Below are 24,537 nucleotides of genomic sequence, written 5' to 3' on the forward strand. Positions count from 1 at the left end.
TGGCACACTGGTGCGATGGCGACCGTTGTGGCATTCCACGCGCACCCCGACGACGAGACGCTGCTGACCGGCGGGACGCTGGCGAGGCTGTCCGCCGCCGGGCACCGGACCGTGATCGTGGTGGCCACCGACGGCCACATGGCCGATCTGGACGGCCGCGAACCGCTGCGGCTCAGCGAGCTGGAGGCGAGCGCGGCAGCGCTCGGCGTGCACCGAGTGGTGCACCTCGGCTACGCCGACAGCGGACACGGTGCGGTGCTGTACGCCGACCCGCCGGACCGGATGCGGTTCGCCCGCGCGGACCCGGAGGAGGCGGCTCGGCGGTTGGCCGCGATCCTGCGCGAGGAGCGCGCCGAGATTCTGCTCAGCTACGACCGCAACGGCGGGTACGGGCACCGCGACCACGTCCGCGTGCACGAAGTGGGCAAGCGCGCGGCCGAACTCGCAGGAGTGTCGCGCGTCCTGGACGCGACCCTGCCGCGTGAGGGTTATACGCGCCTGGTTCATCTGTCGCGGCGGTTGCGGGTCCCGGTGAACTACGACCCGTCGGTCCTCGACTCGCTGTACAGCCCACGCTCGGCGATCACGCACCGCGTCGACGTCGGCGCTCACGCCGCGCAACGGAAGACCGCACTGGCGGCGCACCGCTCGATCCTCGAGGGCTCCAGCCGCTTCGCCACCATCGCGAAGGTGCTCCTGCGCATGCCCACCCCACTTCTCGCCCGGGTGATGCGCTGGGAATGGTATGCCGAAGAAGGCGTCATTTCCGCACCGGCGGTCCCGCTCGACGACATCTTCCGGCCCGCGTCCCGTTGAGCGGTTCCGCCGCTGGGTCGGCGATGGCCGGATACACCGGCTACCCGGATGGTGTTCGGTCGACCCGGGGCTGCGGATCGGCGCGCTCGCGCGGCAACACCACCGTGAAGGTCGCCCCACTCCCGGGTTCGCTGTCGACCGATACCCGTCCGCCGTGGGCGGTGACCAGCGCTTGGACGATGGACAGGCCGAGGCCGGTACCGCCGCTGGCCCGGGTGCGGGAGGCGTCCGCGCGATAGAAGCGTTCGAACACCCGGGCGGCGGCCTCGGGTGACAGGCCGGGTCCCGCGTCGATGACATCGATGCGGACGCGATCGGGCGCGGGTGTGAGTCGCACGGTGATCGCCGCTTCGCGTGGGGTGTGGGTGAGGGCGTTGCCGAGCAGGTTGCCCAGCACCTGGCGCAGGCGGGCCTCGTCGCCGACGACGTCCATGGTGCCCGAGCCGTCGCCCACCACCAGCGTGATCGGCCGGTCCGGCGCGTCGGGTGCGGGTTTCTGGCGGGCGGCGATGGCCCGGGCGTTGTGCACGGCGTCACCGGCGAGCGCGAGCAGGTCGACGGGTCTGCGCTCCAGCGGCCGCTTCTCGTCCAGTCGCGCGAGCAGCAGCAGATCTTCGACCAGCAGGCCCATCCGCTCGGCCTCGGCCTCGATCCGGCCCACCACCATTCCCGCGTCGGTGCTGGCGCCCTGCCGGTACAGCTCGGCGAACCCGCGGATAGTGGTCAGCGGCGTGCGCAGCTCATGGCTGGCATCGGCGACGAAGCGGCGCATCCGCGCCTCCGAACGGCGGGCCGCCTCCTCCGAGGCCTCGGTCGCCGCGACGCCGTGCTGGATCTGCGCGAGCATCTCGTTCAGCGACCGCGCCAGATGGTCGACCTCGGTGTCGACGCCGCGCACCGGGACCCGCCGGTGCAGATCGCCGCCCGCGATCGCCGCGGCGGTCTGCTCCACCTCGCGCAGCGGCCGCAGGCTGCGCCGGATCACCAGGTAGCCGATGGCGCCCAGGGCCAGCAGAGCCGCGGCTCCGGTGCCGATCTCGAAGAAGATCAGCCGCGAGACCGTCTCCTGGTTGTCGGTCAGCGGCAGGCCGACCGTGGTGGAACCGTACTGGTTGGTGGTGGTCAAAACGCGCCAGCGCACCGGGGAACCGTCCGAGGAATCCACCGTGCGCGGGGTATGCGCGTTCGCGCCGTCGAGATCCGGGGTCCCCGCCGCGCTGCCGGCGCCGGGTAGGTCTTGATACACCTGCCCGTCGGCTCCGGTGCGCAGTTCGAAGAACCGGCGCGGCTGCTCGCCCGGCGACCTCGGCGGTACGGGCGCGGCCGGCAAATCGGCCGGAATCCATTGCGTGCGGCCGTCACTGGTCGTCACCTGCCGCATCGGCCGCGGCTCCGCCCAGGACCGGGCCGCGTCGTAGAGTTGCTCGTCGGTGCGTTGGGTCAGCGACCGGCTCAGCGCCGAGGTCACCGCCGCGCCCGACGCGAACAGCGCCGCTGTCGTCAGCAGCAGCAGCACGATCACCAGCCCTACCCGCAGCGGGACCGCCGAGATCCGCCGCGCGAGTTTCTCCCGTACGCTCACGCCCGGCTCGCCTGTGGTTCACGCAGCACGTATCCCACGCCGCGGAGCGTGTGCAGCAGTTTCGGTTCGGTGGTGTCGACCTTGCGCCGCAGATACGACACGTACGACTCGACGACGCCCGCGTCGCCGCCGAAGTCGTAGCGCCACACGTGGTCGAGGATCTTCGGCTTACTCAGCACCTTGCCCGCGTTGACCATGAAGTACCGCAGCAGGGTGAACTCGGTCGGCGACAGCGACACCGGCACGCCCGCCTTCCACACCTCGTGGCTGTCGTCGTCGAGCACCAGATCGCCGACCGTCATCCGGTTGACGCCCGCCTCGGCGGACTGTCTTCCGCTGCGGCGCAAGATGACCCGCAGGCGCGCGATGACCTCCTCCAGGCTGAACGGCTTGGTGACGTAGTCGTCCGCACCGAGGGTGAGCCCGGTGAGCTTGTCGTCGACGTCGTCGCGGGCGGTGAGGAACAGCACGGGCGCGGTGACCCCGTCGGCGCGCAGCCGCCGCAGCATCCCGAATCCGTCCATGCCGGGCATCATCACGTCCACGATCAGCGCGTCCGGCCGGAATCCGCGCACCCGGTCCAGCGCCTCGGTTCCGCTGAGCGCCGTGGCCACTTCGAATCCCTGGAACCGCAGGCTGACCGCGAGCAGTTCGATGATCATGGGTTCGTCGTCCACGATGAGGACGCGGGCTTCGGGTTCGGTACCGGTCATGCACCCATGGTTACGCTGCGAGCCCTGAGCAATCTGCGAGCAAGCTGGATGTTTCCTGTGAACGCGTCGACCGTCGCGTGTGCTGCGGCCCGGGCAGCGCGGCTTGCTGCTGCCGCTGCCACCCATGATGCACAACCGGCTACGCGCGCCGAGCGGGGTGGTCCGTCTGAACGGCTCGGTCACAGACCGACAGCAATGCCCCGGCGGATGTCGGTGCTCGGCGTCAGGGCGGCCCCCAGCGGAGCGTCGATGGGTGTCGGCGTCGCAGGCCATGCCCCGGACGGTGGCCGTGTGCCGACGTTCCTGCCAGCGGCATTGTTGAGCGGTCGTGACGCCGCACGGTCCCCGAACCGCGCACGCGATATCGCCGCGTCGTGGGACGCGGCGATATCGCGGACCGGATCGGTCAGCTGATCGGCGCGGTCAGGTCGTAGACCGTGACGTTGCCGACCGTCTTCGCGGTGTAGTGGGCCTTGACCCACTCGGTGATCTCGTCCGCCGCCGACCTCTCGCCACCGGAGCCGGGCCGCATGCCCTGCCCCTGCGCGATGAAGTAGTGCACCTCGCCATTCGCCACATATCGCTGGAACTGAGCCAGCGTCGGCGCGTCGTCGCCGCCGCTGAAACCGCCGATCGCGATCACCGACGTGCCGGTGCGCAATTCCAGGCTCGACGCGGTGCCGGAGCCGATGCTCGCCGCCGACCACCGGCTGTCGGTGTTCTCCAGCAGGGCGTCCAGTTCGGCGTTGTCCGCGCTGCCGCCCGGTCCGCCGCCGGGAGCGCCACCCGCAGGAACTCCGTCTTCGGTGGGCGGTTCGGTGCCGGTGGGAGCCGCATCGCTGGTCAGCGGTTCGGTGCCGGTGGTAGCCGCGTCTCCGGTTGTGCCGGACGCTCCGTCGGCGGCGTCGGCGCGGCCGTCGTCCGCCGCCGCGCCCTGGCCGGGTCCACCGCGCCCGCCCGCGCCGGGGCCGCCCATAGAACCCGCCTGCGCGGGTCCGGAGGCCGGGATGCCGCCGCTGTGCGCGTGCGTGACCGTTTCGACCGCGTAGGCCGTCGATCCGGCGAACCCGGCCACCAACGCCGTGGCCGCGATCACGACGGCGATCCGGCGCGACCGATGCGCGCCGATGACCAGCGCGATCGCGGCGATCGCGGTCACGATCAGCACGGTCCAGCGCAGCCAGGGCAGCCAGTCCGGCGTGCGATGCAGCAGGACGAAAGCCCACGCGCCGGTGGCCGCCGACAGCAGCGCCAAGGTGAGCCGGGCCGCCACGTGCCCGCGCCGCCGCCACAACTGCGTCACCGCGACCGCGGCGACACCGGCGACGGCCGGCGCCAAGGCCACCGTGTAGTACGGGTGGATGATGCCGCTCATGTAGCTGAAGACCAGGCCGGTGCCGAGCAGCCAGCCACCCCAGAGGATCATCGCCGCCCGCACTCGATCGGTGCGCGGCGCGCGTCCACTGAGCCAGAGCCCGGCGACCAAGCCGATCAGCGCCACCGGCAGCAGCCAGGACACCTCGGTGGCCATGGTGCCGCTGAACAGCCGGGCCAACCCGGTGTCGCCGCCGAACGCGCCGCCCATGCCGCCGCCGCCCGGTCCGCCGGATCCACCGCTCGGGTTGCCGCTGCCGCCCAGCAAGCGGCCCATGCCGTTGTAGCCGAGTGCCAGTTCCCACAGGCTGTTGTCGGTCGACCCGCCGATGTAGGGGCGCGAATCCGCGGGCCACAGTTCGACCAGCAGCACATACCACCCGCCCGCCACCACCATGGCCGCGCAGGCGGTGACCAATTTGACGATCCGGGACCAGAAGCCCCCCGCCCCGGCGACCAGGAACACCAACCCGAGCGCGGGGAGGACAAGGAACGCCTGCATCATCTTGGTCAGGAACGCGAAACCGATGGCGACACCGGCCAGCGCCAGCCAGCCGGTACTCGCCGCCCGCAAGCGCGGGCCGGGCGCGTCGATCGCTCGCACCGTGCAGTACGCCGCCGCGACCAGCAGCACTGTCAGCAGCGCGTCCGGGTTGTCGAAGCGGAACATCAACGCGGCGACGGGAGTCGCCGCCAATGCCGCACCGGCCAGCAGGCCCGCGCCGGGCCCGCTCCATCGCCGCACCGCGGCATACAGCAGGGCCACCGAGCCGACGCCTATCAAGGCTTGGGGCGCCAGCAGCGACCACGAGCCGAAGCCGAACAGCCGCCCCGACAGCCCCATCACCCACAGGGCCGCGGGCGGCTTGTCCACCGTGATCGCGTTGCCCGCGTCGTGCGCGCCGAACAGCAGTGCCTTCCAGCTCTGCGTGCCCGCCTGCGCCGCGGCGGCGTAATACTCGTTCGCCCACCCGGATACCGTCAGATTCCACAGATACAGCACCGCGGTCGCGACGAGCAGCGCGAGCAACGCCGGACGCGCCCACCGCGGTTGGGTCGACGGCCCGAAGAACACGCGATCCGCCCGGGATCGCCGGGAGGCCGGGGCGCGATGGGCGCCGACGGGTCTCGCGACGGCCTCCACGCCCGGCGGGACGGTCGTAATCGACGCCATGGATGTTCGCCTTCCTTCTCGTGTGCACCTCTTTCGAAGGCTAGGAAGGCCGGCTGCCCACAACCTGGGGCAAAGCTGGGAGTGCGCTGTGCGGGCCGGGCGGGCCTCGGCTCAGTCGTGGACGACGCGCCGCGAGCGGGTCAGCAACGCGCCGTCGGCGCGGATGAGCACGTCGTGCACGACGCAGCTCGGCGCGATCTCCGGCTTGCTGTTCGGGCGGATCTTCACCACCAGGCAGTAGGCGGTGGACACGATGGTCCCGTCGTCCTGCGGCTGCAGGTTGATCATGTTGAACCAGTGCCTGCGCTGCATCGGGTCGTGCTCGAAACGCTTGTGGAACTCGACCAGGTCGGCGATGATGCCCGCCCTGGTGCGGGCGGGCGGGATGCCGGGGGTGTGCTCGAATTCCGCGTCTTCGGTGAAAGTCGCGGCGTAACCGGGAATGTCGCGGTTGTCCAGGCGCTGCATCTGCTCGGCGTAGAACTGCTGGACCTCGGCGTACAACTCGGTGCGGCTGGCGACGGTCGTCATGGTTGCTCCTGTGGTCGCGGCGGGGTTCGGGTCGCACGCCAGGTTGACCGACGCCGCTAGAGCTTCGGTCGAGCCGAATCCGGCGACCGGCGGTTGACCGGATCTATAGGACGCGGGTCGACCCTGGTGGTCGAGAAGGGCGAGTTCGGAAGTTCGACCGATGGAGGAGTCATGGCGGAGAATCGGCGCGTCGCGCTGGTCACCGGAGCGACCAGTGGAATGGGCCTGGAGATCACGAAAAACCTTGCCGCGCAGGGAATCGCGGTGTTCCTGTGCGCTCGCGATCAGCAGCGGGTGACCGACACGGTGAAGAGCCTGCAGGACGACGGTCACGAGGTGGACGGCACCGTCTGCGACGTCGCCGACGCCGCGCAGGTGCGCGAGTACGTCGACGCGGGTGTGCGGCGCTACGGCCCCATCGACATCCTGATCAACAACGCGGGCCGCAGCGGCGGCGGCGTCACCGCGCAGGTGCCCGACGACCTGTGGTTCGACGTGATCAACACCAACCTCAACAGCGTGTTCCTGATGACGAAGGCGGTGCTGAACGCGGGCGGCATGCTGGAACGCGGCAGCGGCCGCATCGTCAACATCGCCTCCACCGGCGGCAAACAGGGCGTGGTGCACGGCGCTCCGTACTCCGCGTCCAAGCACGGCGTCGTGGGTTTCACCAAGGCGCTGGGCCTCGAACTGGCCAAGACGGGAATCACCGTGAACGCCGTCTGCCCCGGATTCGTGGAGACGCCGATGGCCGAGCGGGTCCGCGAGGTGTATTCCGGGCTGTGGGGCGTGGACACCGACGAGGTGCACGCCAGGGTCAGCGCGCGGGTGCCCATCGGCCGCTACGTGCAGCCGTTCGAGGTGGCGGCGATGGTCGACTACCTGATCGGCCCCGGGGCGGGGGCGGTCACCGCGCAGGCGCTGAACGTCTGTGGCGGACTGGGCAACTACTGACGAGGAGGGACGGCGATGACCGCAGTAGAGGAAAATGCCCCCGCCACCGGGCACGAGGACTATCTCCGGGTGCTGGAAGCGATCCAGACCGGTGCGCTGCAGTTGCTCGCGGGGTTCCCGCAGCAGCCGAGCGCGTTGCGCTTCCAGGTGGGGGAGGTGACCGTCGAGGCCGAGTGGCAAGCAGCCGCCCCGGCCGCGCACGCGGCTGCTCCGGTGGAAGGCGTTGCCGCGCCGGAGGTTCCGGCGCTCGGCGCCGTGGTGCGCGCTCCCAGCGTCGGCGTGTTCTATCGATGCCCCGAGCCGGGCGCGGACCCGTTCGTGGAGGTAGGCGACCGCGTGAGCGCCGGGCAGCAGGTCGGCATCGTCGAGGCGATGAAGCTGATGATCCCGGTGACGGCCCAGGCGGGCGTGATCACCGGGATTCTCAAAGAAGACGGTGAGCCGGTTCAGTTCGACGAGCCGTTGTTCTCGTACTCCCCGGAATGACGGTTCGGTTGGGGCGGGCGGCTGCGGCGCCAGGTGAGCACCCGGCGTTGCGTCCGCCCGCCGACCTGTGCGGCGCCGATCAGCGTCAGCACGTCTCCGTCCAGCGACATTCGCCGCACCTGCTCGGTCTGCGCCCACGCCGGGTTGGAGCACACGCTGATCGCGTGCACCACCTCCGCGCCGGTCAATCGCCAGGTGCCCGCGTAACCCATGAACGGGTTGGCTCCCGCGGCGCTGTCCGTGCGCATCATGCTCACCGACATGTAGCCGTGCGCGCCGTAGATCAGCAGGCCGCGGGGGGCGTCGCCGAGCGGGCCCTGGCTGGTGCCGTTCTGCTCATCGAGGTCGTAGTAGGACACCAGTTCCCAAGTACCCACGAGATCGCTTGCGTTCATGGCGGCCGCCGCTCTGATCACGCTGTAGCCGGTTGCCGGGCGAACCGGTGACTGACCCGCACCAGTCGCCAGACGATGTCCAGCTCCGCGTGATCGCGCGGCCCGTAGATCATCACCAGCGTCCCGGGCAGGTACCCCTGCCGAGCCATCGGATGCGGTTCCGCCCAGCCCTGCCGGACGGCCTCGGCGACAACGCCTTTCGGCAGGCACATGTGCAGACTGCCGTCGCCGTGCCCGTGCAGGTGGGCGAATTCGGTGCCGACGAGATACGCCTCGGCGGGCCCGTGGGCGATCGTCGGCCGCAGGTGCAGGGCGCGGGTGTCGGGCACAGACACCCCGCTGCGACCGGGCAGGACGCCGTCGAGCGTGGTCATCCGCGACCACAGTTCCTCTTGCAGCTCGGGTGGCGCGGTCTGGCTGAGCTGCTGGTGCGGATTGTGTTCCCGGGTGCGCGGCCGGTCGCCGGAGCGAGGCGGCAGCTCCAGGCGCCCGTCCGGTGTTGTCGTCGTCATGACTGTGCTCCCTTCGGATTTCGCATTCTGGCGACCCTTGGGACCACGTTACTTTCCAAAGTATAGTAGTAACCAAGGGGAAAGTGACTTACCCGGGAGGATGTATGACCGCCGGGCCCGAGACGCCCATCGATCCCTGTCCGATCACGCCGGTCATCGACCTGGTGTTCGGCCGCTGGTCCACCCAGGTGCTCTGGGTGCTCACCCACGACGGCCGGCTTCGGTTCACCGAACTGCAACAGCGCATCCCCGGCCTGACGCCCAAGGTCCTCACCCAGCGCCTGCGTCAGCTGGAACGCGACGGCCTGGTCGCGCGCACCTACCACCCAGAGGTGCCGCCCCGGGTCGAATACGAGGCGACCGCGCTGGCCAGGACGCTGACGCCGGTGTTCGGCAGCATCGTGGACTGGTCCGCCGAACACCTCGGCGAGGTTCTCGCGGCCCGCGCCGCCTACGACGCGGGGGAGCGCGCGAGCTGACCCGTGGCCACGGGACCCGAGATCATCGGGCGGACGCTGGATGCGACGCCGACGTGATCAGGCATCCGGCCAGCTCGCGCGGCATCGTGATCATGCAGTCGTGCCCGGTGGGTAGCACGTGGAGGCGGTCGGCGGGCAGGTCCGCGGGCGGCAGGGTGCGCGGCATGGCCGCGCGCATCGCCTTGAAGTCCTCGCCGCCTTCGCTGCAGTGCACGTGCGTCACCGGAATCGCCTCCAGCGCTTCCGGATTCGTCAATCGCACGGGCTGCTGGAAGGTCTTCAGCGATTGCGGCGTCTGCATGGACGCCAGCCAGCTGAGATCGGGTTCCTCGGTGACGCCGTACAGTCCGCCGTCGCCGGTCGGTTCGGTTTGCGGCGGCACCCGCCAGCCGTCGCCGGTGGCGGCCGCCGCGGCGGCGAACGCCTGGACCATGCCCGGCATGATGTCGGCCACCGCCTCGCCGTCACGCGGCACGAAGGTGTCGAGGTAGACGAGGCCGGCGATGCGCTCCGGCACGGCGTCGGCCAGGGCGGTGACGACGATGCCCGCATAGCTGTGACCCACCAGGACGATGTCGGTCAGGTCCTCGGCGGTGACCAGGTCGACCAGATCCTGGACATGGGTGTCGAGGCCCACGTCGGCGGTCAGTAGATGCGCGCGGTCGCCGAGGCCGACCAGCGAAGGAGCCAGGACGCGGTGGCCCGCGTCTTCCAGCAGCGGGGTCACCCGCTGCCAGACCCAGCCGCCGTGGAAGGCGCCGTGGATGAGCAGGTAGGTCGACACGATCAGTTCTCCCTGAGTTTCGTCAGTGCCGTGCCGGTTTGGTTCGACGCGGCGGGCGGCACGGGTTCGGGGCGGATGCCGACGCCGATCACCCGGGCGACCAGGCGGGGCAGCCGCGGGAAACGGCGGAGCAGCCGGACCAGCAGCGGGTTGTCGGTCCCCGGGCGTCCCGCGCTGGGGTAGAGGTCGGCCAGCAGGCGCAATTGCGCGAATTGCACCACGCGCATAGGGAACTCGCGGCGGCGCTGGATGGCGCGCAGCTGGGCCGTGGTCGGCGTCGCGCCCGCGGTGAGGATCGGCGCGAGCAGCCGGGCGGCGGCGATCGCATCCTGCACCGCCAGATTGATCCCGACCCCGCCCGCCGGGGACATCGCGTGCGCCGCGTCCCCGATCGCCACCAGCCCCGGCCGGTACCAGCGGCGCAGCCGGTCCACCCGGACGTCGAGCGGCTTCACGTCGTCCCAGCCCAGGATCTCCGCCTCCAGATACGGCGCGAGCACGGGATAGATGGCGGCCAGATCCGCGCGGAACCGTGCGGGCCCCGCCTCCCGGATCGTCGCGAAGCCACCCTTCGGGATCATGTACGCGACCTGGAGATAGTCTCCGCGGTCGATGCAGACGATGAAGAACCCCTTCCCGCTGCGCACGGTGGGCAGCCGTTCGCCCTCCGGCTTGCCGACCCGGAACCAGAGCACGTCCATCGGCGCCGCGCTGGCGGCGACCTCGAGCAGCCCCGACCGGCGCACGATCGAATGCCGCCCGTCGGCCGCGATGACCAGGTCGGCGGTGACCTCCAGCGGTCCGCCGGCCGTCGTGGCGCGGACGCCGGTCACCGCGCCGTCGCGCTGGATCAGTTCGGTGACCTCGGCTTCCTGCACCAGCCGGAAGCCGGGGTAGCGGCGGCCCGCCTCGGCGAGGAAGTTCAGCACATCCCACTGCGGCATGAACGCCACGAACGGGAAAGGTCCGGGCAGGGCACTGAAATCCGCGAACACCACCGGACCGGTCGCGGTCGCCATCGGCAATCGAGGCAGTTCGACGTGCGGCAGCGCGAGGAACTCCTCGGCCAGGCCGAGTTCGTTCATCGCCAGCAGCGTCGAGGTGTGCACGGTGTCGCCGCGAAAATCCCGCAGGAAATCCGGATGCTTCTCCAGCACGAGAACTTCCACGCCGGAGCGGGCCAGCAGCAACCCCGTCATCAGTCCGGCGGGGCCGCCGCCGATCACGCAGACCCGTACCGATTCGGTCCTCACGCCAGGCATGTCGGCACCTGCCCGCCGTTGTAGAGCACCATCTCGTCGAAGATCGCCAGCACGTCCAGCGGTTCACCGGGCGGGCCGCCGGTCAGTTCCGCGTCCGCGCGATAGAGGTTGCCCACCAGCCGCTCCTGGTCGACCAGCTCGGTGAACTCGCCGTGGTCGGCCTCCAGCGCGATCGCCAGCGGCGTCAGCCCGAGCGCGCGTCCCTCCGCGGCCAGCTCCTGCACCCAGCGCAGATACCGCAGCGTCTGGTCGAAGATCTCCGGCCCGGTGACCGGGCCGTGCCCCGCGACCACCGTCTCCGCGCCCAGCGCGGCCAGCCGCCGGACCGCGGTGATCGAACCGCTGACCGAACCCATCAGGCAGAACGGCGCCGCGCCCGCCATCACCAGGTCGCCGGCGAACAGCACGCGTTCCTCGGGCAGCCACGCCACCACGTCGTTGGTGGTGTGCGCGGCGGTCCCGAAGTGGATGAGCTCCACCCGGCGCTCGCCCCGGTGCAGAGTCAGGTGGTAGCTGAACGTGATGCTCGGCAGCGTGACTCGCACGTCACCCCATTCCACGTCCGGCCACAGCTTGGTCAGTGCCAGGCCGGTCTCGATCATCTCCGGCCGGATCCGGTCGTGGCCGACGACGACGGCGGCCGGTCCGAACAGGTGATTGCCGAAATTGTGGTCGCCATGGTGATGGGTGTTCACGATGGTGCGGGCGGGGCCGGTACCGAGCCCGTCGACGAACTCGACGAGGGCGCGGGTGCGTCCCTCGGTCGCCAGCGTGTCGATGACCACCGCGCCGCCCGGCGCGGTCAGCACCCCGGCGTTGCTGACGCACCAGCCGCCGCGGCTGTGCGTGTAGGCGTAGACGCCGTCGGCGAGCTCCTGGACGCGCGGGGCGGCGGCCGTCTCGGTGGCGGTCATGTCGGCGACTTCGTCGTGGCGGCGTAGCGCTCGGCGCACCGCAGCGTGTTGCGGCTGTTGCTGGACAGCGCGTCGGTCAGGTACGCGCGGGCGTCGGCGAGATCGGTGTTCGCGCCGAGGATCTCGCGCGCGGCGGAGGGATTGATCGCGACCGTGTGCCGTGCGGTCACGACCGCGCCGTCGGGTCCGTCCGCGAACTCCCACCCACCGCTGTGGCCGAACAGTATCGCGGGCGGCACCAGCTGCTTGTACTCGATCCGCTCGCCCGGGAAGCACACCCGGATCGACTTGGTGGTGTGCGGAATCCCGCCCGCGGTCACCGTGTCCATCTCCATCAGCTGCACGCCCTCGGCGTCCTCGGTGAGCTCGATGCGGCCGACGTGCGGCACCTGCTCGGGCCACCGTTCGCTGTGGTAGACGAAGTCGTACGCCTCGGCGGCCGAGCAGTTCAGCGTCACCGTGTCCGCGAAGGTGTGGATCACCTCGTCCACCGGGTGACCGAGTTCGGCGATGCGGGCCAGCGCGGCGAGCTCGGTTTCGCTGTTGCGGTCCACCGCCGCGGCCACCTGCCCGGGATCGACCCCGTCCACCACCGTGAAGTGGTGATCCAGGGTGACTTCGGTGCTGCCCGGACCGATCGCACGGAACGACCAGGCGCCGCCCATCGACGCGATCGGCGCCTGGCTGCGCTCCTGCTCGAAGCCGATGCGGCGCTGCCCGGCGTCCAGCACCCGCCGCGACGTCCAGTTCCGCACCGCACCACCGACGGTCGCCCACAGCCGGAAGCGCTCCTCGTCCGGTCCGCGGTGCAGGTGGCGCACCAGCACGCTCGGCTCGAAGATCACCGGCCACCTGGTCACGTCGGCGACCAGGTCGTAGACGACCTCGGGCGCGGCTTGCACCACTGTGGTGTGGGTCATCACTTCGGCGCTCATGCTCTGTCCTCTCCGGCATGAGCGGGGCCCTCCGTGGTCACGCTGCGCTGCCGCCTCCGGGCCTGACCGCTCATGCTGTGTCTGTTGTCGGCATGAGCGGGGCCCTGCGTGGTCACGCTGCGCTGCCGCCTCCGGGCCTGACCGCTCATGCCGTGTCCGATTCCGGCATGAGCGGGGCCCTCCGTGGTTACGCTGCGCTGCCGCCTCCGGGCCTGACCGCTCATGCCGCACCTTGCAGCTGGGTGTTGACGATGTCGACCAGCTCTTGCGGCGTCTTCACCTCGACGAGCTGTTCCTCCGGGATGGTGACGCCGAAGTCGCGCTGGATGCGCGCGGCGGTTTCGATGAGCGCGAGCGAGTCGTAGCCCAGCTCCTCGAATTCCACGGCGGCGATGTCGCCGTCGAGTTCGGCGAGGTCCTCGCCGCCCGCGCAGTCCACGAGAATCCGGCGTAGTTCGGTGATGGTCATGGTCATGAGTCGCTCCTCGGCAGATCTCGGTCGGACACGGCGCGCACGACGACCGCGGAGTTGAAACCCCAGCGTCCGCGAGCCAGGACGAGCGCGCCGCCGACGGTGGCGGTGCGCGGGGCGCCGAGGACCAGGTCGATCCGGCAGTCCTCGGCGAGCGCGGTGGTGCGGGCGGTCGGCGGGATCACCGAGTCCCGCATCGTCAGCAGCGCGGTGACGACGTCGAGCGGGCCCGCGCCGGAGAACAGCCGCCCGGTCAGCGCTTTCGACGCGGTGACCGGAACGCCGCCGGGCCCGAACAGCGCCTCGATGGCGGCGGCTTCGTCGCGGTCGCGGTCGGGGATGCCGGAGGCGTCGGCGAACACCACATCGATGTCGGCCGGTGTCATCCCGGCGTCGGCCAGCGCCAGTTCGGCGGCGCGGCGCAGGCCCGAGGGCCGGCCGGAACCGGGCGGCGGGTCGAAGGTCGAGGCGTAGCCCGCGATCTCGCCGTGCACCTTGGGCACACCGCGGGCGCGCGCGGCGGCGGCGTCCTCGACGACCAGCATGGCACCGCCCTCACCCGGCACGTATCCCGCCGCTGCGGCGTCGAACGGCAGATAGGCGCGGTCGGGGTCGGTCGCGGTGCTCACCCCGCCGCTGGACAGATGCGAGGCCCAGCCCCACGGATCCAGTGCCGAGTCGACGCCTCCGGTGACCACCAGCGGCGTCCCGCGCCGCACGGTGCGCCGCGCGTGGCCGATCGCGTCCAAGCCGCCTGCCTGCTCGGCGACCAAGGCGCTGCTCGGCCCGCGCATGCCGTGCCGGATGGAGATCTGGCCGGTGTTGACCGCGTAGAACCACGCGAAGGACTCGTACACGCTGACGTGCTCGGAACCGAGCGACCACAGCTTGTTGAACTCCCGATGGGTGAATTCGAAACCGCCAGAGGCGTTTCCGGTGACCACGCCCATGTCGTAGTCGGTCATCGTCGTGGTGTCGACCTTGGCGTCGTCCAGCGCCCACTGCGCGGCGACCAGCGCCATTCGCGTGGAGATATCCGTCTGCGGCAGCAGCCGGCTCGGCAGGTGTTCACCGGCGTCGAAATCGGTCACCTGGCCGGCCAGGCGGGCCGCCGAACGGGAAGCGTCGAATCGGGTGAGCGGCGCGATCCCGCCGCGGCCGGCCAGCACGGCGTCCCAGAAACGTTCCACGCCGGCACCGTTCGGCGCGAGCACGCCCATTCCGGTCACGAGGATCATGCCGCCACCGCTTCCGCCTTGCGCAGCACCATCGCGCTCTGGAAGCCGCCGAACCCGCTGCCTACGGTGAGCACGGTGTCCATCCGATGGTCGCGGGCGACCAGCGGCACGTAGTCCAGATCGCATTCGGGGTCGGGTTCGTGCAGGTTCGCCGTCGGCGGCACCACTTGGTACTCCAGCGCCAGCAGTGAGGCGGCTATCTCGACCGAGCCGATCGCCCCGAGCGAGTGTCCGACCATCGACTTGATCGAACTCATCGGCGTGGCGTAGGCGTGTGCGCCGAGACTGCGCTTCACCGCGGCGGTCTCGTGCCGGTCGTTCTGCCTGGTACCGGAGCCGTGCGCGTTGATGTAGTCCACGCCGGTCGGGTCGATCCTGGATTCGTCGAGCGCCACCCGGATCGCCTCGGCCATCTCGCGGCCGTCCGCTTTGAGCCCCGTCATGTGGTAGGCGTTGCACCGGGTCGCGTAGCCGGTGATCTCGGCGTAGACGTGCGCACCCCGCTTGCGCGCGCTCTCGTACTCCTCCAGCACGAACATCGCGGCGCCCTCGGCGAGCACGAACCCGTTGCGCGAGTTGTCGAACGGCCGTGAGGCGACCTCCGCCTCGTCGTTGCGCGGCGTCGTCGCCTTGATCGCGTCGAAGCAGGCCACCACGATCGGCGTGATGGGCGTGTCGGACGCCCCCGCCACCATGACGTCGGCGGAGCCCTCGCGGATCAGCTGCACCGCGTGGCCCACCGAGTCCAGACCCGACGTGCACCCGTTGGAGACCATCGCCACGGGTCCCTCGGCGCCCACGCTCCAGGCCACTTCCGCGGGCATCACGCTGGGGATCATGTAGTCGAACATGTGCGGGGAGAGATACGTCTCGTCGACCAGCCAGTTCTTCCCGGAGTCCGACAGCACCAAGTACTCGCGCTCCAGGCTGGTGGCCGCAGCGACCGCACTACCGAGGCTCACGCCGAGCCGGTGCGGATCGACCGCCGCGAGGTCGAGCCCGCTGTCGGCCACCGCCTCCCGCGCGCAGACCACGGCGAACTGCACCGCGCGGTCCATGCGCCGAATCTCCCTGGGGGACAGACCCTCCCGCGCCGGGTCGAAGTCCGCCTCGCCGGCCACCTGGGACCGGTAGGGCGAGGCGTCGAAGAACGAGATCCGCCGCGTCGCGGTGCGGCCCTCGGACAGCAGCTTCCAGAACTCGTCCTTGCCCGACCCGCCGGGCGCGCGGACGCCGAGCCCGGTGACGACAACGCGGCGGCTCATCGCGGACCACCGGATGCATTGGTGTTCATGGCGTTCTCCCTTCGATGGTGCGATCGAGCATCGGGGACGACCCTCGAACCTCGCTCGAGCGAGCGGGTCGAGTTGTTCTCGAGCGGCGCGGCGCAGGCTGACGCTGTGATCGCCCGGCCGGCGCCGTCCGGACCGATCACCCGTTCCCGAGCACAGGAGACACGCGTGATGAAGTCACCACACGGCCAGGACGGCGCCGCGGACTGGGTGCTCTGCCCGGCCTGCCTGATCCCGCTGTACGGCAAGCGGTTCGCCCGCGATCTCGGTGTCTGCGGCGAGTGCGGCAGGCACACCCCGATCACCGCGCGGCAGCGCATCGAGCAACTCGCCGACGACGGACGCTTCGAGCCGCTGCCGATCGCCGCCACCGACGACGACCCGCTGACCTTCACCGACACCAAGTCCTATCCGGACCGGCTGGCGGCCGCCCGCGCCCGCACCGGCATGCACGACGCGGTGCTGTGCGCGCAGGCCGCGATCGAGGGCAGGCCGGTGCTGATCGCCGCCATGGACTTCCGTTTCCTGGGCGGCAGCCTCGGCACCGCGGTGGGCGAGATGATCACCGCCGCCGCCGAGACCGCGCTGGCGCGGCGTCTTCCGCTGATCGTCGTCACCGCGTCGGGCGGCGCGCGGATGCAGGAGGGCCCGCTGTCGCTGATGCAGATGGCCAAGACCAGCGCGGCCCTGGAGCAACTGGACCGGGCGGGCATCCTCACCGTCAGCCTGATCACCGACCCCACCTACGGCGGCGTGGCGGCCTCCTTCGCCACCCTCGCCGACGTGCTGATCGCCGAGCCGGGCGCGCGCCTCGGCTTCGCCGGACGCCGGGTGATCGAGCAGACCATCCGGCAGCAATTGCCGCCGAAGTTCCAGACCGCCGAATTCCTGCTGGAACGTGGGCTCATCGACATGATCGTGCCCCGCGCGGGCCTGCGCCAGGCGCTCGGCGCGCTGCTGCGGGCCGCGGGACCGGTCGATCCCGCCGGGACCTTCGTCCCCGCGGACGCCGGAGCGATCACCGATCCGGACCGCATCCCCGCGACCGATCCCTGGACGCAGGTGCGCCGGGCCCGCTCTCCGCAGCGGCCGACCGCGCTCGACTATTTCGCCCTCGCTTTCGACGAGTTCCGCGAACTGCGCGGCGACCGGGTCTCGGGCGACTGCGCCGCCGTGGTGGGCGGAACGGCGTGGCTCGGCGGGCGCCCGGTGATGGTGATCGGCCACCAGAAGGGCCACGATCCGAAGGAGTTGATGGAGCGCAACTTCGGCATGCCGACCCCGGCCGGCTATCGCAAGGCGGCACGGCTCATGCGGCTGGCCGAGAAGCTCGGGTTGCCGATCGTCACCTTGATCGACACGCCCGGCGCGTACCCGGGCGCCACCGCCGAGGAGCAGGGGCAGGCGATCGTCATCGCGGAGAACATCCGGTTGATGTCCGCGCTGCGGGTGCCGGTGGTCAGCGTGGTGATCGGCGAGGGCGGCAGCGGCGGAGCCCTGGCGCTCGGCGTCGCCAACCGGGTGCTGATGTTCGCCAACGGCACGTACTCGGTGATCAGCCCGGAGGGCTGCGCGGCGATCGTGTGGAACGACCCGGCCGCCGCGCCCGAGGCCGCCGCCGCGCTGGCGCTCACCGCGCGGGACCTGCTGCGTCTCGGAGTGGTCGACGCGGTGCTGCCCGAGCCGGGCGACGACGTGGGCGCCGCGCCGATGGCCGCGGCCGAGCAGCTGCGCCGCGCCCTGGCCGCGACCCTCGGTGAGCTCGCCGAGCGCGGCGGCGCGGAGCTGGCCGAGGAGCGCCGCGCTCGTTTCCGGCGCTTCGGCGCGCGGCAGCAGGTCCTGGTCCGGTCGGTCGCGTGAGGGTGGCGGAATGTTCGAAAAGATCCTGATCGCCAACCGCGGCGAGATCGCGCTGCGCGTCGCGCGCACCTGCCGTGAACTCGGCGTGCGCACGGTGGCGGTGCACTCGGTCGCCGACGCCGAGTCGGCGGTGGTCCGCTTCGCCGACGAGGCGGTGCAGATCGGCCCGTCCGCGGCCAAGCGCAGTTACCTGAACGCCGCGGCGATCCTGGCCGCCGCCGAGCTCACCGGCGCGGACGCGATTCATCCCGGATACGGATTCCTCTCGGAGTCACCGGATTTCGCCGACGCGTGCCGTGCGGCGGGCATAACGCTGATCGGCCCGCCCGCCGACGTGATGGCCCAGTTGGGCGACAAACAGTCGGCGCGCACGCTGATGGCGAAGGCGGGACTGCCGCTACTGCCGGGCAGCCTCGATCCGCTCGAGCTCGACGAGGCGCACGCGCTCGCGGATTCGATCGGCTTCCCGGTGATCATCAAGGCGGCCGCGGGCGGCGGCGGGCGCGGCATGCAGGTGGTGCACGCGAGCGCGGCGTTCCCGCGCGCCTATCAGGAGACCAGGGCGACGGCGCGGATGCTGTTCGGCGACAGCCGGGTGTACCTGGAGAAATATCTCGCCGCGGCCAGGCACGTCGAGATCCAGGTGCTGTGCGACGGACACGGCACGGGCGTGCACCTGGGCGAACGCGATTGCTCGGTGCAGCGCAGGCATCAGAAATTGATCGAGGAATCACCGGCTCCGCTGCTGCCCGAAGGGCTTGCCGCGCGAATGGGCGCATCCGCTGTGCACGGTGTGCTGGAGGCCGGCTATGTCGGCGCCGGAACCGTGGAATTCTTGGTCGACCGGGACGGTAACCACTATTTCATGGAGGTGAACTGCCGTATTCAAGTGGAACATCCGGTCACGGAAATGGTGACCGGCATAGATTTGATCGCCGAACAGATCCGTATCGCGGCGGGGCAACCTCTCGGCATTACGCAAGAAGACATCATTGCACACGGCGCGGCGATCGAATGCCGCATCAATGCCGAAGATCCCGCCGCAGAGTTCGCGCCCGCCCCGGGAATCCTGGCGGAATTCACCCCGCCAGGCGGGCCGTTCGTGCGCGTCGACACCCACGCGCACGCCGGTTATTCGATACCTCCGCACTATGATTCGCTGCTGGCCAAACTGGTGGTGTGGGCGCCGGACCGCGATCGGGCGCTCGCCCGGATGCGGCGGGCACTGGAGGAATTCCGGATCTCCGGCGCCCGCGTCGCGACCACCCGGGATTTCCTGCGCGAGGTGCTCGACCATCCGGCCATGCGCGCCGCGACGCACACCACCGGGTTGGTCGATGAACTCCTCGGACGGGAGTGAGCCCGCGGCCCGTGCGCCCGGCCGCCCCGCATTTCGGAGCCGGTCAGGCGGGCTCGGCGGCCGCCGCGCTGAATTCGGGCGAGTGCCACCCGATCAGGTAACGGGCGTGGCGGCTGTTGAGCATCGCGCTCACCGAGACGTCGGAGGCGGCCAGGATGTCCCGGTGCAGTTTCTGCAGCTTCTGGCACGGGTCGAGCCCCAGTTCGGCCTGCATGGACTTGCTGAACCGCTGATACGAGGTCAGGGCGCGGTCGCGCCGGCCCGACCGGCACAAGGCGAACATGTAGTACGCCTGGAGTCGCTCGTGCAGCGGATGCTGCATGGTCAGCCGCGCGAGATCGGGACACACCTCGCGGTGCCTGCCCAGCCGCAACTCCGCCTCCACGCGCAGTTCGATGTTGGTCAGCCGCAGGTGGTCCAGATGCGAGATCTCGGCGGCGAGCGGAATGCCGCCCTCCACGTCGACCAGCGCCGGACCGCTCCACAGCGCCTCCGCGGCGCTGAACAGATCCACCGCCCGCTGGTCGTCGCCGGTCTTGGCGGCGCACCGGGCGGCCTCGGACATGGACTGGTAATCGCGGAGATCGAACACGCAGTCCTTGACGTCGAAGGAATAGCCTTTGCTGCGCGTGCGCAGAAAGCGCTCGGCCACCTCGGCCTGCCCCACCCCGAGTCGCTCCGCTATCTTCTTGCGAATTCCGAGTACATAGGTCTGCACGACGGTCACCGCGCTGCGCGGCGGATCGTCGTTCCACAGTTCTTCGATGAGGGTCGTGACCGGAACAACGGTGTCGTGCCGGACCAACAGTAGGGCCAGCAACTGCCGCTGCTTCTGCGCAGTCGGCGTCGCGTTGTGATTGTTCAGAGCAAGCGTCAACGGGCCTAACACGCGAGCGCAAACTGGATACTTCACTGGGAACTCTCCTACGGGCGACTATCCCCCCGACCGACGTGAGATTCTCGATTCCCACCGCGCTGTAGGCACCGTCCACAGTAGCGAGAAATCGGTATCGCCGCCATGAATCCTGGGTAATATCGGAGTTAATTCCATGCGGTGGTTATTCGAATTCTCCTCGAGTGCAAGGAGATTCGCCCGTTATTTGCGCCCCGGTCAGTCGCGGCGAATTCGTAGGATGTTGTCCTTTCGCGTGCCCGGTTGCCCTTCGGGGCCCGGATGCTCGCGCTCGACGACCTCCTCGACTTCCACCCGCCATTCGGTCGGGTCGAGCGCGAGATCGGCACGCACCTCGGCGGTGGTCGGAAAGTGTACGTCGGCGGGTGGTTCCGCGACCCAGGTCGGCCATTCCGCATGCCCGACGATCAGCAACAGCCCGCCGGGCGCCACCGCCTCGGCGGCCCGGCGCAGGATCCGCGTCCGTTCGCCGTCCCGGGCGAGCGGCGAGTGCAGAAATTGCGCCGAGACGAGGTCGAATCGTCCGGCCGGGAAGGTGTGGTCGAGATCGTGCCGCTGCCAATCTATTTCGCCGGAAAGTTCCTGTCGTTCGGCGTGGGCCCTGGCGCGAGCCAGCGCGGTCTCCGAGACGTCCACCGCCGTGACCCGCCAGCCGCGTTCGGCCAGCCAGATCGCGTCGGCGCCCTCGGCGCAGCCCAGGTCCAGTGCCCGGCCCGGCGCGACCGCTTCGATTTCCCGCACCAGCAGGAAGTTCGGCCGGCCCGACCAGACCTGCTCGCGCTCCTGGTAGAAGGACTCCCAGTATTCGACCGTCGTGGGCGTCGTCCGATCGGCGTGGTGGTGTGTGGCGCTCATGTGTCCCACCATCCATCGACTTGGCCGGATCGGCAAATATCGTTGCCGATCCGGCAACCGCACCGGCGTCGGTGCTCGTCCCGCGCGGCCCCTACCCGCCCGCGCGCGGGTCAGCAGTCGTCGAGCGGGTCGCGCAGGATCATGCCCTCGGCGGCGCGCAGGCGCGTGGTCATGGTCGTCAGCAGATCGACGGAATCCTCGGAGAGGCCGATGGCCGTGTGTAGCAGCCTGCGCAACCGCGGGCTGGTGAGCCGGTCGGCCACGGTGCTGTCGTGCTCGGTCGGTTCGGCGTCGAGCTGTCGGTCGAGATTCACGGGAAGGTACTCACAATCGGTCATCGGGCCCCCAGAAACCATTGTCGATGCGCCGTCCGCACCCGGAACGACGCGTGGGCACGGGCGGGATCGTTCCGGGGCGCAGCGTACATCGCGCACAATTGGTCGCTGGACCGGGTCGGAATGGTTACAGGTGGCCTCCGTGCCGCAGTCGGGTCGGTTCGTCCGTGCCGTGGCCGTGCCCGCTCCGGTGCCGAGACCGCACTCATTGTTCCACTCTCCCTGCGGAATTCGGAAAAGGACCCCGTCGGCGTAGGTCGCGGACGCGCGGTCCACCGCTGTGCGCGCCGAAATGTATCACCGCCGGCCCGTCCCCAGCTCTGGGAAATCGCCCGCCGACGGCCCGGCCCACCGGAAAAACGCGAGCTCACGTCGGCCGCGCATGACACGATGGTGGCGGCCGAAGCAGGGACCGACCGAGGAGAGGCCAGTCATGGGAAACCTCGACGACCGGGTAGCCGTGATCACCGGTGGTGCCCGCGGACAGGGGCGCGCGCATGCCGTGGCGCTGGCGAACGCGGGTGCGGACATCGTGGTGTGCGATATCGCCGCACCCCTGCCCGGTCTTCCCTACGAGTTGAGCACTCCCGACGACCTGGCCGAGACCGCCGCCCTCGTCGAGCGGACCGGCCGCCGCTGCGTCGCCGTCCAGGCCGACGTGCGCAGCCTGGAGCAGATGCGGATGGTCGCCGAGCGCGCGCTCGAGGAATTCGACCGCATCGACATCCTCATCGCCAACGCGGGCATCGCGTCCAACTCGCCCGTCGCCGAGATGGACGAGCAGTTGTGGCGGGACATGATCGACACCAACCTGACCGGCGTCTTCCACAGCTTCCGTGCGGTCGTGCCGCACATGATCGAACGCCGCTGGGGCCGTGTGGTGGCCACCTCGTCCATCGTGGCGAAGATGGGCGTGCGCAACGCGGCCCATTACGCCGCGAGCAAATGGGGTGTGCTCGGCTTGGTGAAGTCGCTGTCGCTGGAGGTGGCCGAGTATGGGATCACCGTGAACGCCCTGCTGCCGTCCGGCGTGGACACCGACATGATCCAGAATCCGGCGACTTGGCGGCTCATGGTGCCGGACAAGGAGAACCCGACCAAGGAGGACTGGATGGCGATCATCGAATCCGGCCCGCCGAACGGCGATCTCATCCAGCCCGCCGAGGTGGCCGAGGCGGTGTTGCTGCTGGTCTCCGAGCACGGCCGCCATTTCAACGGAGAGGCTGTCACCATCTCCTGCGGCGGGAGCGCCGGCACGTCCTAGAGCCGCGAGTCATGGCCCGGAAAGCGCGGTCGCCGAACGCGGTTCGCGCCTGTACAGACCTGCGGCACCGTGCTTCACTGGAAGCGCAACGTCTGTGCACTGCCAGCTTCCGGCCAGGAGTCAGCGCATGTCACGTCACGCCGAATGGGCTGTTCCGCTGCAGTTTTCGGTGTGCCGCCCGCGGCGCGACGTCACCATGCTGATGATCGCGGGCGATATCGATGCGGCGACCGCGCCGAGCTTCCGTGCCGAACTCTCGTGCGCATACGTGCGCCACGCGGCCACGCTCGTGCTCGACCTCTCTCCGGTCACCTTCCTCGCGGCGGCGGGCTTGAGCGTTCTGGTCGAGGCGCAGGCCGAAGCCACGCGCGCACGCCGCCGGATGCTGCTGATCACCACCGTGCGACCGGTGGACCGCGCCATCGACGTCACCGGCCTCGCCGACCGGTTCCAACGGGTGGCCTCACTCGACGCCGCCCTCGTGGTTCTGGGACCCGGCTACGACGAGACCGCCTGACCCGGGGGTCCTTCCCGACGTGCCGTGCCAGGAGTCGGCGATACGGAAGGCGCAGGGGCTCACAGCGACTGTCCGGTCCGTCAGGGTCGGCGGGCCGAGTGCCGAAGGGAGCGCCTCAGCGGGGAGGCAGAACGCTACGCACGAGACCGGCGGCGACCGGTGCCGCGAACCGTCCGATGGACTGCCGCACGTCGGTGACCCCGCCGAGTGCTTACGTCACGCGTCCGGTGCGACCGGTGCCGCGAACCGTCGGATCGACCGCCGCACGTCGGTGAACCAGCAGAACGCTACGGCGACCCGGTGGACCGCCGTAGCGCCTGGGTTCGCCGCCGCGCCGGAGCGAGGCGGCGTCCCGAGGGTCAGTGGCGACGCGATTCGATCGCCTCGCGGGCCGCGTGTGCCGTCTGTGCTCCACGCTCGCGGGCCAGCTGCGCGGTGTGCGCGCCGCGTTCCCGCGCGGCGTCGGCGATCTCCGGTCCGCGCTCTTTGGCGATCTCCGCCCATTCGGTCCCGCGCTGCTTGGCCAGATCCGCGAGTTGTGCACTCCGCTCTTTGGCGATTTCGGCCCACTCCGCGCCGCGCTCTTTAGCGATCTCAGCCAACTCCGCGCCGCGTTCCTTGGCGACTTCGGCCCAGTCGCTGCCGCGCTCTTTGGCGACTTCGGCCCAGTCGCTGCCGCGCTCTTTGGCGATCTCGGCCCACTCCGACCCGTGTGCCTTGGCGGTCTCGGCCAGGTCGCCGCCGTGTTCCTTGGCCGCTTCCGCCCACCCCGGGCCGTGACGCTGGGCCGATTCGGCGAGCTCGGAGCCCTTGCTCGCGGCCACCGCGCCGAGCGCGCGCGCTCGCTCGGCGGCCTCGTGCGCGTGCTTGCGCAACCCCGCGCCGGTGTTGGTGTCCGAGGCAGCGCCGAACGGCAGCGCGGCGGTGACCGCGGCGGCGGCGTCGCGTGCGGCCCGGCGGCCGCGCCAGCCCAGCGACGGCTTGCCCTCGGTGTCGGCCGCGGCGATCATCAGGCCGCCGAGCAGCCCGAGATCCTTGAGGAACGCGTTCCGCTTCGCCGACTTGCGGGCGGGGTCCTGTTCGTTCCAGAAGTCCTGCTCGGTGACGGCCGCGGGCACGACGGTCGCCGCGAGCACCAGGGCGGCCAGGCGCGGCGCCTTTCCCAGGGCCAGCAGGACACCGCCGCTCACCTGGGCGAGGGCGTTGACCTGCACGACGGTCGTGGGATTCGACGGCAACTTCGTGGCGATTTCTTCGGGGAGCTGCCGGTGCCCCCGTTCCAGTAGTGCGTTCGCGGCCTTGACCCGCTCGTCCGGGCGCCGCAGCGTATCGACCCCGTCCACTACGAACGCGGTGGCCAGTAGCGGCCGGGCGAGTCGGCGCAACAACATGACAGAACCCCTTCCCTTGATGTCGTCATGTTTCGGATTCCCGCGCGATTCGTGACCAAACAAGCCGGTCCGCCGCCGTGTGAAAGCCACCTCATCCGGGTAACAGCTAATGGAGAGAGATCGATCCAG

Annotated in this window: 25 protein-coding genes; 8 read left to right on the plus strand and 17 right to left on the minus strand. The window is 70.4% G+C overall.

Features of this window, described 5'->3' with window-relative positions:
• The first annotated feature begins 15 nt into the window (after window positions 1-15).
• Entirely contained in the window at window positions 16-816 is an 801-nt protein-coding gene (locus ABZ552_RS09880; RefSeq protein ID WP_281917497.1) for a PIG-L family deacetylase, read from the plus strand.
• A 40-nt stretch (window positions 817-856) separates the two neighbouring features.
• Here ABZ552_RS09880 and ABZ552_RS09885 read toward each other — a convergent pair whose 3' ends face one another.
• The 4 genes from ABZ552_RS09885 to ABZ552_RS09900 form a co-directional block, all read right to left on the minus strand.
• Entirely contained in the window at window positions 857-2,398 is a 1,542-nt protein-coding gene (locus ABZ552_RS09885; RefSeq protein ID WP_281917498.1) for a HAMP domain-containing sensor histidine kinase, read from the minus strand.
• Complete coding sequence (locus tag ABZ552_RS09890; RefSeq protein WP_281917499.1) at window positions 2,395-3,111, minus strand: response regulator transcription factor; 717 nt, start codon at window positions 3,109-3,111, stop codon at window positions 2,395-2,397. Before ABZ552_RS09890 ends, ABZ552_RS09885 begins: the two co-directional genes overlap by 4 nt.
• A 406-nt stretch (window positions 3,112-3,517) precedes the next feature.
• Window positions 3,518-5,659, minus strand: a complete 2,142-nt coding sequence (locus tag ABZ552_RS09895) for a glycosyltransferase family 39 protein (RefSeq protein ID WP_281917500.1) — start codon at window positions 5,657-5,659, stop codon at window positions 3,518-3,520.
• Between the two features lie 111 nt (window positions 5,660-5,770).
• Window positions 5,771-6,190, minus strand: a complete 420-nt coding sequence (locus ABZ552_RS09900; protein WP_281878045.1) for a nuclear transport factor 2 family protein — start codon at window positions 6,188-6,190, stop codon at window positions 5,771-5,773.
• 171 nt (window positions 6,191-6,361) lie between these two features.
• Here ABZ552_RS09900 and ABZ552_RS09905 point away from each other — a divergent pair, with 171 nt between their 5' ends.
• Entirely contained in the window at window positions 6,362-7,144 is a 783-nt protein-coding gene (locus ABZ552_RS09905) for an SDR family NAD(P)-dependent oxidoreductase (RefSeq protein ID WP_281878046.1), read from the plus strand.
• A 15-nt stretch (window positions 7,145-7,159) separates the two neighbouring features.
• Window positions 7,160-7,630, plus strand: a complete 471-nt coding sequence (locus ABZ552_RS09910; protein WP_281917501.1) for a biotin/lipoyl-containing protein — start codon at window positions 7,160-7,162, stop codon at window positions 7,628-7,630.
• On the opposite strand, the gene ABZ552_RS09915 is transcribed toward ABZ552_RS09910, so the two are convergent.
• Window positions 7,591-8,025, minus strand: coding sequence for a lipocalin-like domain-containing protein (locus ABZ552_RS09915; protein WP_281878049.1), 435 nt, complete (start codon window positions 8,023-8,025; stop codon window positions 7,591-7,593). The two genes, ABZ552_RS09910 and ABZ552_RS09915, sit on opposite strands and share 40 nt — an antisense overlap.
• Before the next feature lie 17 nt (window positions 8,026-8,042).
• The gene (locus tag ABZ552_RS09920; RefSeq protein ID WP_281917502.1) at window positions 8,043-8,537 is read right to left on the minus strand and encodes a luciferase family protein; all 495 of its coding nucleotides are present in this window, start codon (window positions 8,535-8,537) and stop codon (window positions 8,043-8,045) included.
• 104 nt (window positions 8,538-8,641) lie between these two features.
• Here ABZ552_RS09920 and ABZ552_RS09925 point away from each other — a divergent pair, with 104 nt between their 5' ends.
• Window positions 8,642-9,016: a helix-turn-helix domain-containing protein gene (locus ABZ552_RS09925; protein ID WP_281878051.1), complete on the plus strand. Its 375-nt coding sequence runs from the start codon at window positions 8,642-8,644 to the stop codon at window positions 9,014-9,016.
• 22 nt (window positions 9,017-9,038) lie between these two features.
• Here the strand turns inward: ABZ552_RS09925 and ABZ552_RS09930 are convergent, their stop codons facing one another.
• From ABZ552_RS09930 to ABZ552_RS09960, 7 genes are all read right to left on the minus strand, one after another.
• The gene (locus ABZ552_RS09930; RefSeq protein ID WP_281917503.1) at window positions 9,039-9,800 is read right to left on the minus strand and encodes an alpha/beta fold hydrolase; all 762 of its coding nucleotides are present in this window, start codon (window positions 9,798-9,800) and stop codon (window positions 9,039-9,041) included.
• A 2-nt stretch (window positions 9,801-9,802) separates the two neighbouring features.
• Complete coding sequence (locus ABZ552_RS09935; RefSeq protein WP_281917504.1) at window positions 9,803-11,062, minus strand: FAD-dependent oxidoreductase; 1,260 nt, start codon at window positions 11,060-11,062, stop codon at window positions 9,803-9,805.
• The gene (locus ABZ552_RS09940; protein ID WP_281878055.1) at window positions 11,050-11,976 is read right to left on the minus strand and encodes an MBL fold metallo-hydrolase; all 927 of its coding nucleotides are present in this window, start codon (window positions 11,974-11,976) and stop codon (window positions 11,050-11,052) included. The genes ABZ552_RS09935 and ABZ552_RS09940 overlap by 13 nt, the downstream gene beginning before the upstream one ends.
• Window positions 11,973-12,911 (minus strand): aromatase/cyclase, encoded by a 939-nt coding sequence (locus tag ABZ552_RS09945; protein ID WP_281878056.1) that lies wholly within the window; start codon window positions 12,909-12,911, stop codon window positions 11,973-11,975. The genes ABZ552_RS09940 and ABZ552_RS09945 overlap by 4 nt, the downstream gene beginning before the upstream one ends.
• 220 nt (window positions 12,912-13,131) lie before the next feature.
• Entirely contained in the window at window positions 13,132-13,386 is a 255-nt protein-coding gene (locus ABZ552_RS09950; protein WP_236567302.1) for an acyl carrier protein, read from the minus strand.
• Entirely contained in the window at window positions 13,383-14,621 is a 1,239-nt protein-coding gene (locus tag ABZ552_RS09955) for a ketosynthase chain-length factor (protein ID WP_281917505.1), read from the minus strand. Before ABZ552_RS09955 ends, ABZ552_RS09950 begins: the two co-directional genes overlap by 4 nt.
• Window positions 14,618-15,886 carry a beta-ketoacyl-[acyl-carrier-protein] synthase family protein gene (locus tag ABZ552_RS09960; protein WP_281878058.1) on the minus strand — a complete coding sequence of 423 codons (1,269 nt, stop codon included), beginning with the start codon at window positions 15,884-15,886 and terminating at the stop codon, window positions 14,618-14,620. The genes ABZ552_RS09955 and ABZ552_RS09960 overlap by 4 nt, the downstream gene beginning before the upstream one ends.
• A gap of 198 nt (window positions 15,887-16,084) precedes the next feature.
• On the opposite strand from ABZ552_RS09960, the gene accA reads away from it, so the two are divergent.
• Both accA and ABZ552_RS09970 read left to right on the plus strand, forming a co-directional pair.
• Window positions 16,085-17,773 (plus strand): acetyl-CoA carboxylase carboxyl transferase subunit alpha, encoded by a 1,689-nt coding sequence (gene accA / locus ABZ552_RS09965; RefSeq protein ID WP_281919513.1) that lies wholly within the window; start codon window positions 16,085-16,087, stop codon window positions 17,771-17,773.
• Between the two features lie 10 nt (window positions 17,774-17,783).
• Entirely contained in the window at window positions 17,784-19,133 is a 1,350-nt protein-coding gene (locus tag ABZ552_RS09970) for an acetyl-CoA carboxylase biotin carboxylase subunit (RefSeq protein WP_281917506.1), read from the plus strand.
• A gap of 43 nt (window positions 19,134-19,176) precedes the next feature.
• On the opposite strand, the gene ABZ552_RS09975 is transcribed toward ABZ552_RS09970, so the two are convergent.
• The 3 genes from ABZ552_RS09975 to ABZ552_RS09985 all read right to left on the minus strand — a co-directional run bounded on the left by ABZ552_RS09975 (window position 19,177) and on the right by ABZ552_RS09985 (window position 21,215).
• Window positions 19,177-20,010 (minus strand): AfsR/SARP family transcriptional regulator, encoded by an 834-nt coding sequence (locus ABZ552_RS09975; RefSeq protein ID WP_281878061.1) that lies wholly within the window; start codon window positions 20,008-20,010, stop codon window positions 19,177-19,179.
• Window positions 20,011-20,244: 234 nt separating this feature from the next.
• On the minus strand, window positions 20,245-20,901 hold the full coding sequence (locus ABZ552_RS09980) for a class I SAM-dependent methyltransferase (RefSeq protein ID WP_281917508.1): 657 nt from the start codon (window positions 20,899-20,901) through the stop codon (window positions 20,245-20,247).
• Between the two features lie 110 nt (window positions 20,902-21,011).
• Window positions 21,012-21,215, minus strand: a complete 204-nt coding sequence (locus ABZ552_RS09985; RefSeq protein WP_159848000.1) for a hypothetical protein — start codon at window positions 21,213-21,215, stop codon at window positions 21,012-21,014.
• Between the two features lie 454 nt (window positions 21,216-21,669).
• Here ABZ552_RS09985 and ABZ552_RS09990 point away from each other — a divergent pair, with 454 nt between their 5' ends.
• Together ABZ552_RS09990 and ABZ552_RS09995 are read left to right on the plus strand one after the other, a co-directional pair.
• A complete protein-coding gene (locus tag ABZ552_RS09990) occupies window positions 21,670-22,500 on the plus strand; it encodes a mycofactocin-coupled SDR family oxidoreductase (RefSeq protein ID WP_281878064.1) in 831 nt (276 codons plus the stop codon).
• A 127-nt stretch (window positions 22,501-22,627) separates the two neighbouring features.
• A complete protein-coding gene (locus ABZ552_RS09995) occupies window positions 22,628-23,017 on the plus strand; it encodes an STAS domain-containing protein (protein ID WP_281917509.1) in 390 nt (129 codons plus the stop codon).
• 359 nt (window positions 23,018-23,376) lie between these two features.
• Here the strand turns inward: ABZ552_RS09995 and ABZ552_RS10000 are convergent, their stop codons facing one another.
• The gene (locus ABZ552_RS10000) at window positions 23,377-24,408 is read right to left on the minus strand and encodes a DoxX family membrane protein (protein ID WP_281917510.1); all 1,032 of its coding nucleotides are present in this window, start codon (window positions 24,406-24,408) and stop codon (window positions 23,377-23,379) included.
• Window positions 24,409-24,537 lie beyond the last annotated feature (129 nt).

The sequence above is a fragment of the Nocardia sp. NPDC019219 genome, from assembly GCF_040632645.1.
In the GTDB taxonomy this organism is placed as follows: Bacteria; Actinomycetota; Actinomycetes; order Mycobacteriales; family Mycobacteriaceae; genus Nocardia; species Nocardia sputorum.